Source organism: uncultured Psychroserpens sp. (assembly GCF_947494225.1).
GTDB lineage: Bacteria > Bacteroidota > Bacteroidia > Flavobacteriales > Flavobacteriaceae > Psychroserpens.
Genome location: NZ_CANLUG010000004.1, coordinates 74,506 through 90,578 on the forward strand (window position 1 = coordinate 74,506; position 16,073 = coordinate 90,578).

The 16,073-nt window shown below is 33.7% G+C and carries 11 protein-coding genes; all 11 read left to right on the top strand.

Going from position 1 to position 16,073, the window contains the following annotated elements:
* The first annotated feature begins 1 nt into the window (after position 1).
* Positions 2-1,912 carry a fumarate reductase/succinate dehydrogenase flavoprotein subunit gene (locus Q0893_RS10695; protein WP_299275356.1) on the top strand — a complete coding sequence of 637 codons (1,911 nt, stop codon included), beginning with the start codon at positions 2-4 and terminating at the stop codon, positions 1,910-1,912.
* A gap of 6 nt (positions 1,913-1,918) precedes the next feature.
* On the top strand, positions 1,919-2,662 hold the full coding sequence (locus Q0893_RS10700; protein ID WP_299275359.1) for a succinate dehydrogenase/fumarate reductase iron-sulfur subunit: 744 nt from the start codon (positions 1,919-1,921) through the stop codon (positions 2,660-2,662).
* 123 nt (positions 2,663-2,785) lie between these two features.
* On the top strand, positions 2,786-3,205 hold the full coding sequence (locus Q0893_RS10705) for a hypothetical protein (protein WP_299275363.1): 420 nt from the start codon (positions 2,786-2,788) through the stop codon (positions 3,203-3,205).
* A 16-nt stretch (positions 3,206-3,221) separates the two neighbouring features.
* A complete protein-coding gene (locus Q0893_RS10710; RefSeq protein WP_298902609.1) occupies positions 3,222-4,523 on the top strand; it encodes an anaerobic C4-dicarboxylate transporter in 1,302 nt (433 codons plus the stop codon).
* A gap of 26 nt (positions 4,524-4,549) precedes the next feature.
* Positions 4,550-5,968 (top strand): aspartate ammonia-lyase, encoded by a 1,419-nt coding sequence (aspA, locus tag Q0893_RS10715; protein WP_366915886.1) that lies wholly within the window; start codon positions 4,550-4,552, stop codon positions 5,966-5,968.
* A gap of 23 nt (positions 5,969-5,991) precedes the next feature.
* Positions 5,992-7,131 carry a porin gene (locus Q0893_RS10720; protein WP_298902608.1) on the top strand — a complete coding sequence of 380 codons (1,140 nt, stop codon included), beginning with the start codon at positions 5,992-5,994 and terminating at the stop codon, positions 7,129-7,131.
* 63 nt (positions 7,132-7,194) lie between these two features.
* The gene (locus Q0893_RS10725; RefSeq protein ID WP_299275368.1) at positions 7,195-8,802 is read left to right on the top strand and encodes a tetratricopeptide repeat protein; all 1,608 of its coding nucleotides are present in this window, start codon (positions 7,195-7,197) and stop codon (positions 8,800-8,802) included.
* A gap of 104 nt (positions 8,803-8,906) precedes the next feature.
* Positions 8,907-11,231 carry a T9SS type A sorting domain-containing protein gene (locus tag Q0893_RS10730; protein ID WP_299275371.1) on the top strand — a complete coding sequence of 775 codons (2,325 nt, stop codon included), beginning with the start codon at positions 8,907-8,909 and terminating at the stop codon, positions 11,229-11,231.
* Positions 11,232-11,338: 107 nt separating this feature from the next.
* Complete coding sequence (locus tag Q0893_RS10735) at positions 11,339-12,640, top strand: T9SS type A sorting domain-containing protein (RefSeq protein WP_299275374.1); 1,302 nt, start codon at positions 11,339-11,341, stop codon at positions 12,638-12,640.
* Positions 12,641-12,881: 241 nt separating this feature from the next.
* Positions 12,882-14,168 (top strand): acetyl-CoA hydrolase/transferase C-terminal domain-containing protein, encoded by a 1,287-nt coding sequence (locus Q0893_RS10740; RefSeq protein WP_299275378.1) that lies wholly within the window; start codon positions 12,882-12,884, stop codon positions 14,166-14,168.
* Positions 14,169-14,189: 21 nt separating this feature from the next.
* Complete coding sequence (locus Q0893_RS10745) at positions 14,190-16,010, top strand: pyruvate kinase (RefSeq protein WP_299275381.1); 1,821 nt, start codon at positions 14,190-14,192, stop codon at positions 16,008-16,010.
* Positions 16,011-16,073 lie beyond the last annotated feature (63 nt).

Here is a 16,073-nt window from a genome sequence, read left to right on the forward strand (position 1 = left end):
GATGACATTAGATTCAAAAATTCCAGAAGGAAAACTCGAAGATAAATGGCGTAACTACCAAGTTAAGTCCCGATTAATAAATCCTGCGAACAAGAAAAAACTCAATATCATTGTTGTTGGTTCTGGGTTATCTGGTGCTGGAGCAGCGTCTACTCTAGCTGAATTAGGTTATGATGTGAAGTGCTTCTGTTATCAAGATTCTGCCAGACGCGCCCATTCTGTAGCAGCTCAAGGCGGAATAAATGCAGCTAAGAACTATCAACATGATGGCGATAGTGTGTATCGTATGTTTTACGACACATTAAAAGGTGGTGACTTTAGGTCACGTGAAGCCAACACTTATCGATTAGCAGAATTATCTGCTCCACTCATTGACCATTTTGTACAGCAAGGTGTGCCTTTTGCAAGAGAATATGGAGGCACCTTGGTCAATCGGAGTTTTGGTGGTGTACAAGTCCAACGTACGTTTTATGCTCGTGGGCAAACAGGACAACAATTGCTTTTAGCGGCTTATTCTCAATTATATAAAATGGTTCGTGCTAAAAAAGTGGAAATGTTTCCGCGAAGTGAAATGTTAGACTTAGTTGTTATTGACGGAAAAGCAAAAGGTATTATTGTGAGAGATTTAGTCACTGGAGAGTTAAAACGTTTTGCTGCTGATGCTGTTGTGCTAGCAACAGGAGGCTATTCTCGTGTATTTAGACTATCAACTTTAGCTATTGGTTGCAATGGAAGTGCATTATGGAAAGCACATAAAAAAGGCGCATTATTTGGTGCACCAAGTTTTACTCAAATTCATCCCACAGCATTACCACAATCTAGCGAAGCACAATCCAAACTTACCTTAATGTCTGAATCACTTCGTAACGATGGGCGTATTTGGGTTCCAAAACAAAAGGATGACTTACGAAAAGCAAACGAAATACCTGAAGATCAACGCGATTATTACTTAGAGCGACGTTATCCAAGTTTTGGAAATCTTGCACCTCGTGATATTGCATCACGCGCAGCAAAAGAGCGTATAGATGCTGGTTTTGGCGTGGGAAAACTAAAAAACGCAGTGTATCTAGATTTTAAACATGCTATTGAAAAATTCGGGTTAGAAACTATAAAAGATCGTTATGGTAACCTATTTACCATGTATGAAAAAATAACAGGAATAAACGCTTATAAAGAGCCAATGCAAATCTCACCTGCAGCGCATTTCTCAATGGGTGGACTATGGGTAGATTACGAATTAATGACAACCATTCCTGGATTATATGCCATTGGAGAATGTAATTTTTCTGATCATGGCGCAAATAGATTAGGTGCTAACTCATTATTACAAGCAAGTGTTGACGGTTATTTTATATTACCAAATACAATTAACAATTACTTAGCTTCCGAAATAAAAACAGATCACCCAACTACAGATCATCCAGAATTTGAAAAATCAGAAAAAGAAACCAAAGCGCATATAGAACAAATTCTAACTATAAATGGAACAAAGACAGTCGATCATTTTCATAGAGAGCTAGGCAAAGTCATGTGGCAAGAATGTGCCATGAGCCGAAATAAATCTGGATTAGAAAAAGCAATCACTCAAATCAAAACAATTAGAGATCAATTTTGGAGTGATGTGAAAGTTACAGGTCATGATAAGGAAATGAATACTGAACTTGAAAAAGCATTACGCTTGGCCGATTTCATTGAGTTAGGAATTTTAATGTGTACAGACGCTTTAGAACGTGAAGAATCATGTGGTGCACACTTTAGAGAAGAGTTTCAAACTGAAGATGGTGAAGCTGTACGTGTAGATAAAGACTATAGTTATGTTTCAGCTTGGGAATATGATAATGGTAATTTCAATTTACACAAGGAAGAATTAGAATTTGAATTTGTTAAACCTTCTGTGAGAAGCTATAAGTAAAATACTATGAAAGTAACATTTAAAATTTGGAGGCAGGAAGGTCCTAAAGATAAAGGAGCCATAAGAGATTATGAAGTAGATGGTTTAACTGAAGAGATGTCTTTTTTAGAAGCTCTAGATCATTTAAATGAATTGCTTGTTCTTAAAGATGAGAAAGTAATAGCTTTTGAATATGATTGCCGAGAAGGTATTTGTGGACAATGCGGAGTATTTATTAATGGTCGTGCTCATGGCCCTCATGATAATATAACTACCTGTCAATTACACATGCGTAGTTTTAATGATGGAGATACTATTGTTGTTGAACCATGGAGAGCAGCGTCATTTCCAGTAATTAAAGATTTAGTAGTAGACCGTTCTTCATTAGATAGAATTATTGAACAGGGCGCTTTTATAAGTGCAAAAACAGGAACAGCACCAGAAGCAAATGCAATTCCAATACCAAAAGAAATATCAGATAGAGCAATGGATGCAGCAGCCTGTATTGGTTGTGGCGCTTGTGTAGCAACTTGTAAAAATTCATCTGCTGCGTTATTTACTTCAGCAAAAATAAATCATTTAAATACATTGCCTCAAGGTAAAGCAGAAGAACATAAACGTGTGGCAGAAATGACATTTCAAATGGAAATTGAAGGCTTCGGAAGTTGTACCTTTACTGGTGCATGTGAAGTAGAATGTCCTGAAGGTATTTCAATAATTAATATTGCCGAAATGAATGCTAGAGTTACAAAGTCTAGGATTTTTGGGTAATGAATATCTGACTGCAAAGTAATGTTAAAGTTTTGAAAACATGACGTTTATCATCATTAATAGTAAAGTCTATTTTGAACTTTGCAAGAGTAATTAAATAAATAGTAATCAATTTTTAATCTAATGGATTTAAAGAAAATTTTTATCATCGTAATCAGTTGTTTTTGTTTTCAAACTGTTATAGCACAAGAATTAACTGAAGAACAAAAAGAGCGTCTAGAATACAGAGTAGATGTTTTTTTATCAGACAACGAAGAAATACAGGCTTTGTGGTATGAAGACCTTATGGACAGAATGAAACTTAAGGGTGACACAAGAGTCGTTTATCATAATGTAGTAAAGTATCATGCTTACAAAATGAAGCGTTTGGATAATCCGAATATTAAATTATCAAAAAAACAGATAAAATCGGAAATCCAAAAACAAGTAAAGTTATTAAATGAAGATGTTAAAGAGATTCTTGATAGTGATCAGTTAAAGCTTCACAAAGCTGGTTGGAATGCCATACTAAAAGCGATCACAAAAAAAATAAATGATAACTAATTAAAAACAGATAATTATGATTTGGATAGAATTATTAGTCGTTCTCTTTTTTATCTTCCTGGGATCTAAAATGGGAGGCATTGGTATTGGGTATGCTGGTGGTGCTGGTGTTGTTGTACTCACACTTATCTTTGGATTAAAAGCAGGCTCCGTACCTGTAGATGTTATATTAATTATTATGGCAGTCATCTCTGCGATAGCAGCAATGCAAAAAGCTGGTGGACTGGATTATTTAGTTCATTTATCTGAAAAAATATTGCGCAAAAACCCTAAGCGCGTTACGTTTATTGCGCCTACTGTTACGTACTGGATGACTTTATTAGCGGGAACGGGGCATACTGCTTACGCAGCACTTCCTGTAATTACAGAGGTTGCAAAAGAAGGTGGTGTGAGACCATCAAAACCTTTAAGTATTTCTGTTGTGGCATCTCAAATTGCGATCACAGCTTCACCCATTTCAGCGGCAGTTGTCATATTTGCTAGTTTTTTAGAACCTTTGGGCGTTTCATACTTACAACTACTCGCTGTAGCAATTCCATCTACAATCTTGGCATGTTTAGTAGGTGCAATAGTTGCTAACAAATTAGGAAAACCATTAGCCGAAGACCCAGAGTATCAAAGACGTGTTGCTGCTGGATTAGTAAAAGCGAAAAGTCAAGAAAACTATAAAGACTCAAAAGAAGCAAAACGGTCTGTCGGCATTTTTTTAGTAGCAATTATATTAATTGTTACATATGCAAGTATGATTTCTAAAAAAGTTGGTCTTATAGAGAACCCTATGATTGGTAGAAACGAAGCTATTATGGCTGTAATGCTATTAGCTGCAACAGTAATCGCTTTAGTTTGCAAAATAAAAATGAATGACATTACAAGTATGTCTACTTTTAAATCAGGTATGAGTGCTGCTATTTGTGTTCTTGGTGTGGCTTGGTTAGGTGATACTTTTGTTAGCAATCATATAGAAGAAATTAAGAGCGCAGCTGGTGGTGTTTTAAACGAATATTCTTGGATGTTGGCTGTTGTTTTATTCTTTGCTAGTATGTTATTATACTCGCAAGCCGCAACAACAACCGCGTTAATGCCTGCAGCTTTAGCTTTAGGGGTTAGCCCTATAGCTGCTATTGCTTCTTTTGCAGCAGTAAGTGCATTATTCGTATTACCAACTTATCCTACACTATTAGCCGCAGTTGAAATGGATGATACTGGAACCACAAAAATAGGTAAGTATGTATTTAACCACTCATTCATAATACCTGGCGTCGTCACAATAGTATCTAGTGTCATCTTCGGATTTATATTAGGAGGTTTAATTTTATAAACAATCATCACAAAAAACAAAACATCATGAAAACAAGAAAAGAAACAGACCTTTTAGGAGACTTAGAAATTTATGACGAATTATATTATGGTGTTCATACGCAAAGGGCAATTAACAACTTTAAAATTTCTGGCTCTAAAATTGGTGATTTTCCAATTTTTGTTAAAGGCCTAGTTCTAACCAAAAAAGCATGCGCAGCTGCTAATAAAGAAATTGGAACTATTCCATCAGACAAGGCAGATATGATTATTCAAGCTTGTGATCACATACTTGATAACTTAAGAAAATATGCACAATTTTTCCCTTCAGATGTATTTCAAGGAGGTGCTGGAACTTCAGTAAATATGAATGCTAATGAAGTTATTGCAAATGTAGGTCTTGAACTAAATGGTCATGAAAAAGGAAGTTATGACATTTTACATCCTAACGACCATGTAAATAAGTCTCAATCTACAAATGATGCATATCCAACAGGCTTTAGAGTTGCTGTTTATTATTATATGAATCAGTTGTTAGAACGTATTAACCTTTTAACATCGAGTTTAGATAAAAAAGCCGCAGAATTCAAGAAAGTTCTTAAAATGGGAAGAACACAATTACAAGATGCTGTACCAATGTCTTTAGGTGACGAATTTGGGGCTTGGTCTGCAAATTTAAAAGAAGAAACAAAGAATCTAAAACACTGTCGTGATCTTATTTTAGAAGTTAATTTAGGCGCAACTGCTATTGGTACAGGTGTAAATGCACCAGATGGCTTTACACAATTATCTATAGGATATTTACAACAATACACTAAGGCAAGTTTTGTTCCTGCAGAAAATTTAATTGAAGCCACTTCAGATTGTGGTGCTTATGTTATGATTTCTGGAGCATTAAAACGTACCAGTGTTAAGCTATCTAAGATTTGTAACGATTTAAGATTATTATCTTCAGGACCACGTTGTGGGTTCAATGAAATCAATCTACCAGAAATGCAAGCAGGTTCTTCAATTATGCCTGCCAAAGTAAATCCGGTAATACCTGAAGTTGTTAATCAAGTTTGTTTTAAAATTATTGGTAATGATGTCACAATTTCTTTTGCTGCAGAAGCTGGACAATTACAATTGAATGTTATGGAACCAGTAATTGCACAATGCATGTTTGAGTCTGTAGAATTACTATCAAATGCTTGCATTACACTTGCTGAAAAATGTGTAGATGGAATAACTGCAAATGAAGAGCATACCAAACAAATGGTGTTTAATTCAGTAGGTATAATTACATTTTTGAATCCATATATAGGTCATCATATGGGTGATATTTTAGGCAAAGAGGCTGTAGAAACTGGTAAAACAATTCGTGAATTAGTGCTTGAGAAAGAATTACTTTCTGAAGAAAAGTTAGATGAAATCTTAAGTGTAGATAATTTAATGAATCCTAAATACACGGCAGCATTACATAAATAATTTGTTAATCAAAAATTATCGAAATGAAAACTCATTTTAACATATTCACGAAAATGACATTATTGTTGGTGTTATGTTCCATTCCTTGTCATACATATGGGCAAGAAAATAATAAAAAAGAAACTGAAACTAATACAAATTGGATAGAAGAAATAACCTCTCGAGTAACACCTTACGGAAGTATAAGACTTGGTGCTGGTTTTGCAGATGAAGGTGAGATAGGAGTTTCAAATAATGCACCACGAATAGGTTTAAAATTTAATCATCGACTCTCCCAAAATGAAGATGATAATTTTAATATTATTGGGCGTGTCGAATTTGGATTGAATTTAACCTCTAGAGATGACACTGTCCAATTTGCTGTTGATGCAGATGAAGGTATAGCTCAAGTGGGAGATGCCGTTTTTACAAGAATTGGTTATGCAGGGGTTTCTTATAAAGAGTTCTCTCTTATTTTTGGAAAAAACAATTCTATATATTATAGCCTAGCTGCAAGTGAATTGGATAATTTTCTAGCTTTTGGTGGAACTGGATTAGGTGTATGGAACATCTCTGATGGTGGCATTTCTGGAACAGGTAGAGCAAATCAAGTATTACAACTAAACTATAAAAAAGAGGGGTTGAGTCTTGCTGCGCAAGCACAAACTCGAAACATTTCTGAAAATAGTGAAAGTATTGACACCTATGGATTTGGAGCCAATTACAAAATAAAGGGGTTTGCTATAGGTATAGCTTATAACAAAGTAAATGACGGTGTAGAAGACCCTGAACCCAACCAAGCAAAAGTAGATGATGAAGCCTTTATTACTGCGGCTTCTTTTGAAAAAAATCGTTTTAGAGTAGCCTTGTCTTATGGTATCTTTAAGAACCATCATAGAACAGGAGATATGTTCTACGACAGTAAAGGCATAGAGTTTTATTCACGTTATAAGTTTTCTACTAATATGAGATGGCATGTAGCAGCTGGATTTAGTTCATTAAAACCAGACTCAGGACAAAATTTAGGTGATTTCGATACTAAATTTGGGATCACAGAGATAGGGTATAATTTCAAAAAATCAAGCCATATTTTTATCAGTACTAAACAGGATTTTAGTAAAAATAGCTCAGGCGAAGATAGAAGTCAAAATATTTATGGTGTTGGGATTCGCTTTGCCTTTTAAAAACTTTCAAAAACTATATTAATAAAGATGTAACTTTGTTTTTAATCTCTGATTAACATTTCTATGACATTCATTATGAGGTTCTATCTTTTTTTAGTATTTACTTTATCTTCAGCGATAATAAGTTTAAAGGCGCAAGAAGAAGCCAATCTAATTATTAAAGATGGCGTAAATGCTATGGTAGAAAAGGATTACTCAAAATCTCTTGAACTACTCAACCAAGCCAAAGAATTGGCAATTAAAAATCAATGGTACGAACAACAATTTCTAGCCATTAATAATATTGGTGCCAATTATTATAATATGCTCGATTATGGCAAGGCTCTAGAATATTATTTGGAAGCATATACCATTGCAATTAAAGACTTAGAACCTCAGCAAGAAATGATTGTTCTAAATAATATTGCAATTCTCTATTCTAAGGAAGAAAAGTTCGATAAATCTGAAGAGTATTTTCTCAAGGCATATGACATCGCTAAAAAAAATAATGCAGCTGTTAATTTAAGTATCTATGCTATTAATCTAGCCTCTGTTGCAAACAAAAAAAATGAATTATCTAAAGCGAGATCATTTTTAGATGAAGCCATTAATTTGTCCCAAGAATCTCCTGATTTTTTATTAGAAGCTAAAGCCTTGTTAGTAGAGAATTATTTATTAAGAGATAATACTGAAAGTTCAAAAAAATTAGCTTTTGAATTACTACCACAATTAAATGATGTTACTAATTCTGAACTTAAAAACAATTTATTATTATTGATTTCTAGGGCTTTTGCAAAGGAAAACCATATAGAAGATGCTATTACTTATGCCGAAATGTCTGTGGAAGCTAGTATCACTTTAGAAAGTAAAATAAATGCTTTCGAACAACTTTCTAATTTGCTAACCAAAAATGAATCCTATATGGCAGCTTTAAATATAAAAGATTCATTGATTATTGCTAAAGAGAAATTAAATACCATAAATGATGGTCAATTATTTGAAAGAAGTAAAGAAAAATTTGAAATTGAAAATTACAAAAAAAAGCTAAGTGATCAGCAACAAGAAATTAAAAAAGAGAGAAAGACCTTCTATACAATTTTGGGCGCAGCTTTATTATTGTTCCTTCTAATTATTTGGGCTTTAAGAAACCAAGTTTTAAAAAATAAACAGCGTAAAATTCTTGAAAAAAGAAATCAAGAAATTCTGACTTTAGAATTAGAGAAAGAAAAAAATGAAAATTTATTACTCGAAAAGCAACTAAAAAGCGAAATTGAGTCCAAAAACAGAAAACTCTCGGCAAAGGCGCTTTTCTTATCAGATAGAAATAAGCTTGTTACAACTATTATTTCTGAATTAGAAGCAAACAATACCTTGGAACATTCTTCAACGATTAAACAGCATATTAAAAACCTAAAGAGCTACTTAAAAACAGATGAAGAATGGGACAGCTTTATTAAGCATTTTGAAGAAGTGAACCAAGGATTTTTAAGTAACCTTAAAAGAAAGCATACTTCAATTAATGCTAATGATATTCGGTTCATTTCTTATGTATATATGGACCTTTCTCCAAAAGAGATTGCTACAGTTTTTAATATCACCCCCGAAGCTTGTAGAAAACGAAAAGAGCGTATTTCAAAAAAACTTGGATTAGGTGAGAGTAACGATCTCTACCACTATTTAGCTTCCCTATAAAGTATTGTCACGTTATTCTAATAAAATGTCACACTATTTCGGTCTACATTTTTGCTAGATATTTTGGTTTTTAGAAAGATTTGTCAAAATCTAAATTAATTACCATGAAAACAACTTTACAATCATTATTTACACTAATATTAATTATTAGCTGCACTTATAGCTCATTTGCTCAAATTAGCTATGAAGGAAGCACCACATACGGAAGGTTAGACGATGTAACCTATGACCTTAATACAGAAAATACATTATATGCAGTTACACTTGGAAACCATCTAATGAAGTCTATTGACAATGGTATTAATTGGGAAATCATGTATTCGTTTCCTGAGAGTGGTACTCAAATTAGTGACTTAAGATTAATGGAGAACGACACCCTTAGTTTTATTATTAAAAACTCTGGTCAGAACGCAAATAATACTATTTATTTTTTTGATTTAAACACTCAAAATATATCACAACAGATTACAGCACCTAACCCTGGTCTATCAGATCAACAATGGGTTACATCCTATGATATTTATAATCAAGACCCAAACATTATCTTGTTTGCTCAAGGGTTTAATTACCAAAACATAAATTATGTAAAAGTGTTTTACACTACTAACGCTGGAAATACTTGGTCTGAAATATATTTTAATACTAATTATGATTCTGTATTTGTTAATAATGTTGCTATTAACCCAAATAATCCTGACAGTTTATATATTTCGAGAACTTATGGCCCAAATGGAGTTGATGGTGGCTTATTTGTATCAAATGATGCTGGTGGAACATGGACTGAAAAATTAACAGGTATTGTATTGAGTCCAATTACTTTTAATCCTCAAAATGCATCTGAAATGTTATTAGGAACTTCTTCATCGTTTGGTGGTGGAGATCAGAACTTATACCATTCTTTAGATAATGGTGACACTTGGCAACCTATGACTATAACATGGACCAATCTATATGACTGGGCTGAGGACGACATCACCCGAATAGAATATGATCCAACCGATAGCAATAAGATAATCGTACTAGACACCAATGAAATGATTATATCAAATGATGGAGGTGCAACATGGACTAACCATGTTTACCCGCTCAATGATGACTTCACTGAGAACCCAGACTCTTATTTTTATGGACTTAATGTGTCCTTCAATCCTTTCAACAGCAATGAATTGATGGTCAATGCTAACTATCATCCCTTTAAATCGACTGATGGTGGTGTCACTTTAGAAAAATTAGAGAATCCTTTCTTTCTTTCTAATAAAGTAGCAGTCTCTGAAATTGGATCTGAAAATTTATATTATGGTGTACAAGGTGGTTTAGTACATAAAGACATGACTACAAATTTAGAAACAGCACATAATATCATACCTATTAACATTGGAAATATTGGTAATGGAAATACGTATTTTATAGATAGAACTATGGAGGGAAGAGTATATAGTTTTACAAGTGGTGGCTTTGGCAATACATTACTCAATGTGAGTAATGAATTTGGAGCAAATCCATTTCCTATTTACGGTGTACAATTTGACAATCTCCTTAGTACTACTACAGATCCATCTAATAATAATATTGTTTGGGCGTCTTTTCAAAACTCAGGAACCTATAAAATTGATTTTTCAGATCCAATGAGTCCTACACCTACACAAATTACACTTCCTGAAAGTGGATTACATTGGTCAACAGCTTTTGATAGCCAGAATCCTAATACTGTATTCGTTTCAGTGAGTACAAACTTTTACAAATCTTCAGACAATGGTATTACTTGGGAATTGAAGAGCGACGGAATTTCTTTAACACCAAATAGTGATGCTATTTTAGATATTAAACAAAATCCAAATAATAACCAAGAAATCGTAATTGCAACAACTCAAGGTATATATAAAACAACCGACTATGCTGAAAACTGGACACAAGTTTACTCAGGTGATAACGTTACTTCTATTAAATATTCTGGCACTAATCATCTTGCCGCTTCAATATATTCATCCCCAACAACTGAAGCGCAAGTTTTAGTTAGTTTAGATAATGCGGACACATGGATTGAAATTCCTGTTCAAGCCATTGAAAATGTCGGTTCTCAGAGTATGGACTTTATTTTTGATAACAATTCTATTGTGGTATATATAGCAACTCCCGATCTTGGAATTATGACCTATAATATTGATACAAATACCTTATCAACTCCAGATCATGAATACAGTGAATTAGATATTAAAATGTATCCAAATCCTGCAAAAAACACTTTAAATATTCAAATCCCAGAACATTTAAATATTGATAACGTGAGTATATTTTCAGCAACAGGTCAAAAAGTCAATGACTATAACACACTTCAAAATATAAACGTGTCTTCCCTATCAACTGGGTTATACTTTGTACGTATCCAAAGCGGAAAAACGGTTTGGATAAAAAGACTTAGCAAACTCTAATCTTAACCTTCTATATAAAAGTATAGACAATCATATTCTTATTTCATTTGGAACTAATTGTATAATTGATTAGCACCTTATTTTTTTAACTACTAAATCTTATTTAAATGAAAAGAAACATACTTGTCATTAGTAGAATTGTAACTTTTATCATAATTCTATTTATGTATTCGAACAACTGTAGCGCACAGTTAATTATTCTTGAGCCTGGATTAATATTAACAGATGTTAGCAACGATGGCTCCATTGCTGTAGGGCATAACAATATGGAAAATTTTATATGGACTGAAGCTAATGGCGTTACCTTTATTGGAGGTGTAGAACCATCATTTTATGGTGGGCAAACTAAAATTAATGGAAATGGATCTTTAGTTGCAGCTACTCGTATTAATCCAAGTAATAATCTTGGAGAACTAAGCTCGTATGATATAACAAATCAGACGTGGACATCACACGGTTCTTTAGGTTCCTCGTCTCAAGGTTCTGCAAGTTCTGCCTGGGCAATCTCATCAGATGGATCCACAATTGTTGGATTAGGTTGGGTCAATGCTGGATCGGCACATGCCATAAAATGGACTGAGGTTAGTGGCATAGAAGATCTTGGAAGTACAGTATCTGGTCAAAGTACAAGAGCGAATGCCGTCAATAATGATGGTAGCGTAATTGGTGGATGGCAAGATAATTCAGATGGAATTCGGCAAGGCGCTATATGGACCAATGGCGTTCAGACCTTATTAACCCATTCTAATAATGACCCTGCTGCTGAGGTAGGCACTTTGTCTGATGATGGTCTTTGGGCAGGTGGCGGTGGACAAGGATCTGCAAATAATTTTCAGGCTTGGAAATGGAGCCAATCAACAGGAATTATTAATATTGGGCCTTCTCCAGTAAATGGATGGAGAGGAACCACAACTGGCTTATCATCCGATGGTGAAATAGCAGTTGGTTATTACAGACAATGGCCAGGACCAGCAGCTTTCGGAAGAGGTTTTATACATACAGAAAGTGAAGGATTGGTGGACCTTACCGATTATGCTATTTCATTAGATATAGATGTTCAGGGTGCAATATTAGCACTACCTTTAGGGTTGTCTGATGATGGCTCTACCATAGTTGGAGTGACAAATAACGGAAGTGGATTTATTTTTAGATTACCTCTACTTGGAGTTGAAGATCATGTATTTGATAGTTTTTCATTTTATCCAAACCCAGTAACAAACGTTTTGACTTTTCTAAACCCAGAAGGTATAAAAATAGATAACGTAAGTATACTTTCTGTAACAGGTCAAAAAATAAATGAGTTTGATACGCTTCAAAACATCAATGTATCTTCACTCTCAACTGGATTATACTTTATACGCATTCAAAGTGGAAAGAACGTCTACATAAAGCAATTTAGCAAACTCTAACTCTCTAATTTTTTTTATAAATTATAGATAATCCCTTTAATTTATTTGAGCTGGCATCAATTTTAATTGGTGCCAGTTTTGTATTTAATAAATTATTATGATTCAATTTTCTAAATGGTTAATATTAAAGTAAATTTAAAGAATAGATTATTTTAATATCATTTTGAATAATTAGGAAGATTGAAATTTAATTCTCTAATTAAGAAAAGTGGTTTCAATTATCGTTTTAAAAAATATTCCTATGAGTTATAATTCATTAAAAATAGTTGATATTGACACCTCAGTTTCCATTGTGAAATCTGGAAATCGTGTTTTTTTTCAAGGAGCAGCTATGACACCCAATTTATTAATAGATGCACTATGTAATCGTTACAATGAACTGAAAAATGTAGAAATTTTACAAATTCATACTGACGGCGAAGCAAAATACATGGAAGCCCCTTATAGTGAATCTTTCAACCTGTGCAGTTGTTTTGTTGGTGGTAACGTTAGAAAAGGAGTTAACTCAAATAATGGTGATTATATTCCTATTTTTTTAAGTGAAATTCATTGGTTATTCCGAAGAGACATCTTGCCCATAGATGTTGCTTTCATTCAAGTCTCTCCTCCAGACAAACATGGGTATTGCTCGTTAGGGGTTTCTGTAGATATTACAATTCCAGCAATTGAAAAAGCCAAAACAGTTGTCGCTTTAGTAAACCCAAAAGTACCAAGAACTCATGGTGATGGGATTATTCATATTAGTAATATTAATTATGCCGTAGAAGTTGATACACCTATACATCAATCCATAATATCTGAGCCTTCATTTATTGAGACACAAATAGGCAAACATGTTGCTGATTTGATAGAAGATGGTGCTACGCTACAAATGGGTATCGGTAATATTCCCAATGCTGTATTGAATAATTTAACGAACCATAAACGTTTAGGTATTCATACTGAAATGTTTTCAGATGGCGTACTTCCATTAATAGAAAAAGGTATTATAACTGGTGAAGACAAAAAAGTAAAACCCGGAAAAATACTAACTACGTTCGCTGTTGGCTCACAAAAACTATATGATTATATAGATGACAATCCTGTGGTTCATTTTAAAGAAGCATCTCATACTAATGATACTTCAATAATAAAATTGAATCCTAAAGTAACAGCTATAAACAGTGCCATTGAAATAGATTTCACTGGACAAATTTGTGCAGACACTATAGGTGCTTATCAATATTCTGGTGTTGGTGGGCAAATGGATTTTATACGAGGTGCCGCATTATCAAATGATGGTAAAGCAATTATAGCAATGCCTTCTACGACAAAAAAAGGGGACTCTAAAATTGTACCATATTTAAAACACGGAGCGGGTGTAACAACAACTCGAGCTCACGTGCATTATGTCGCCACAGAATACGGTGTTGTAGATTTATTCGGGAGAAGTTTAAAACAACGGGCTAAAGCGCTTATTAATATTGCACATCCAGACCATAGAGAAACATTAGATCGTGAAATGCACAATAGATTTAAATTAATATAACTTAACATTTATAATTAAAAAATGAAAGTTAATCCTAATAAGATAAACAAACTTATAGTACAAATTGAATCTCTTATTCAAACTCTTATTCATGAAGAACAGCGCTTTAAAGATCCTTTTAAATCTGCTCACGTCTACTATTTAGAGAGTGCCAGAAATTTAGTCCATTACAACAGTCTTAGGAAAGTAGATTTAAGATCCCTTCAAAAAAAATTGCAGAATTTAGGTCTTTCGCGATTAGCAAAAGCAGAAGGGCACATTATGTCTAGTTTGATAAAAACTAGATTTGTTCTCTATAAACTATTGGATGAGCAACCGCCAAATACAATTAAACCTGGATTATCAATTAAAAATGGAAAACGTTTATTAAACAAGCATTCAAAAGAACTTTTAGGATTTCGGTCTAAAGGGAGACGCGTCAGAATAATGGTAACTCAGCCAACGCAGGCTGCCTATGATTATGATATGGTTCATAAAATGGTTGATTTAGGAATGAACTGCGCTAGAATTAATTGTGCGCATGACGGACCAGAAGTTTGGCAAAAAATTATAAACAATATAAAAAAGGCATCTAAAGCTCATGGTAAAACCATAAAAATAACAATGGACTTAGCAGGGCCAAAAATTAGAACTGGCCATATTACTCCTGGTCCAAAAATCAAAAAATTCTCACCTAAAAGAGATGGATCAGGCAAAATAACTAATCCTGCTATAATTGAACTCATTCCGATCATAATGGAAAATTCAGAGTACAACTCATTACCTATTTCCGAAGAATGGCTAAATAAGTTAGAGAAGGATGATGTTTTATTTTTAAAAGATTCGAGAGGCAAGCATAGAGAACTCAAAGTCATAGAAGCATCAAAAAATAAGGCAACTGTTCATTGTTACGAAACGTTATACATAGAAACAGGAACATTAATTTGTTGTAATAGATCTGGCATGTTGGATACTCCTGTTGGAGAATTACCTTCAATTGAGCAACACATATTATTAAAGACAAATGATAGTCTTATCATTACAAAAGAAAACGTTCTTGGTAATCCTGCTGTATATGACGATGAAGGAAAGTTAATCGAAAATGCTCATATCTCTTGTCAAACTCCAGAAGTGTTTAATCGTATCAAAGAAGGTGACATCATTCTATTTGATGATGGCAAAATTGAAGGCCGCATAGATACGATTCTTGATGACCGTATGGAAATACAGATTACAAGAGCAAAAGATACAGGCTCTAAGTTAAAAGCCGAAAAAGGAATGAACTTTCCAACAACTAATCTTGGTATTAGTGGTTTGACAGAAAAAGATAAGATTGATTTAGAGTTTGTAGCTAAGAATGCTGATGTCGTTAATTTTTCTTTCGTCAATTCTAAAGAAGACGTTGAAGAATTACTTGTGGAATTAGAAAAATGGAATGCCACTAATTCTTTAAGCATTATCTTAAAAATTGAAACGCGGTTTGCCTTTGATAATCTTGTAGAGATATTATTAACTGCCATGAAGGTGAAACAAATTGGCGTTATGATCGCAAGAGGAGATTTGGCCGTTGAAACTGGCTGGGAAAATATTGGTAGAATTCAAGAGGAAATATTAGCACTATGTAGTGCTGCTCATATCCCAGTAGTTTGGGCAACGCAAGTATTAGAAAACTTCGCAAAAAAAGGATTACCATCTAGGTCAGAAATCACTGATGCAGTATACTCACTTCAAGCTGAATGTATTATGTTAAACAAAGGACCTTATATGGGTGATGTTCTCCAATTATTAACCAAAATTCTATCAAACATGGAACATTATCATGAAAAAAATGAAGTCATGCTTCCTAAGATGGAAAAAGCTTAACTTGTCTAACTCATAACTATATCACTCAATTTTTGTTCAGAAAAACCAACACCTAAAGCACTG

Bases quoted from the DNA above. Each gene is read 5' to 3' on its own strand.
- Q0893_RS10695 (WP_299275356.1), top strand. From the start codon at position 2: ATGACATTAGATTCAAAAATTCCAGAAGGAAAACTCGAAGATAAATGG.
- Q0893_RS10700 (WP_299275359.1), top strand. From the start codon at position 1,919: ATGAAAGTAACATTTAAAATTTGGAGGCAGGAAGGTCCTAAAGATAAA.
- Q0893_RS10705 (WP_299275363.1), top strand. From the start codon at position 2,786: ATGGATTTAAAGAAAATTTTTATCATCGTAATCAGTTGTTTTTGTTTT.
- Q0893_RS10710 (WP_298902609.1), top strand. From the start codon at position 3,222: ATGATTTGGATAGAATTATTAGTCGTTCTCTTTTTTATCTTCCTGGGA.
- aspA (WP_366915886.1), top strand. From the start codon at position 4,550: ATGAAAACAAGAAAAGAAACAGACCTTTTAGGAGACTTAGAAATTTAT.
- Q0893_RS10720 (WP_298902608.1), top strand. From the start codon at position 5,992: ATGAAAACTCATTTTAACATATTCACGAAAATGACATTATTGTTGGTG.
- Q0893_RS10725 (WP_299275368.1), top strand. From the start codon at position 7,195: ATGACATTCATTATGAGGTTCTATCTTTTTTTAGTATTTACTTTATCT.
- Q0893_RS10730 (WP_299275371.1), top strand. From the start codon at position 8,907: ATGAAAACAACTTTACAATCATTATTTACACTAATATTAATTATTAGC.
- Q0893_RS10735 (WP_299275374.1), top strand. From the start codon at position 11,339: ATGAAAAGAAACATACTTGTCATTAGTAGAATTGTAACTTTTATCATA.
- Q0893_RS10740 (WP_299275378.1), top strand. From the start codon at position 12,882: ATGAGTTATAATTCATTAAAAATAGTTGATATTGACACCTCAGTTTCC.
- Q0893_RS10745 (WP_299275381.1), top strand. From the start codon at position 14,190: ATGAAAGTTAATCCTAATAAGATAAACAAACTTATAGTACAAATTGAA.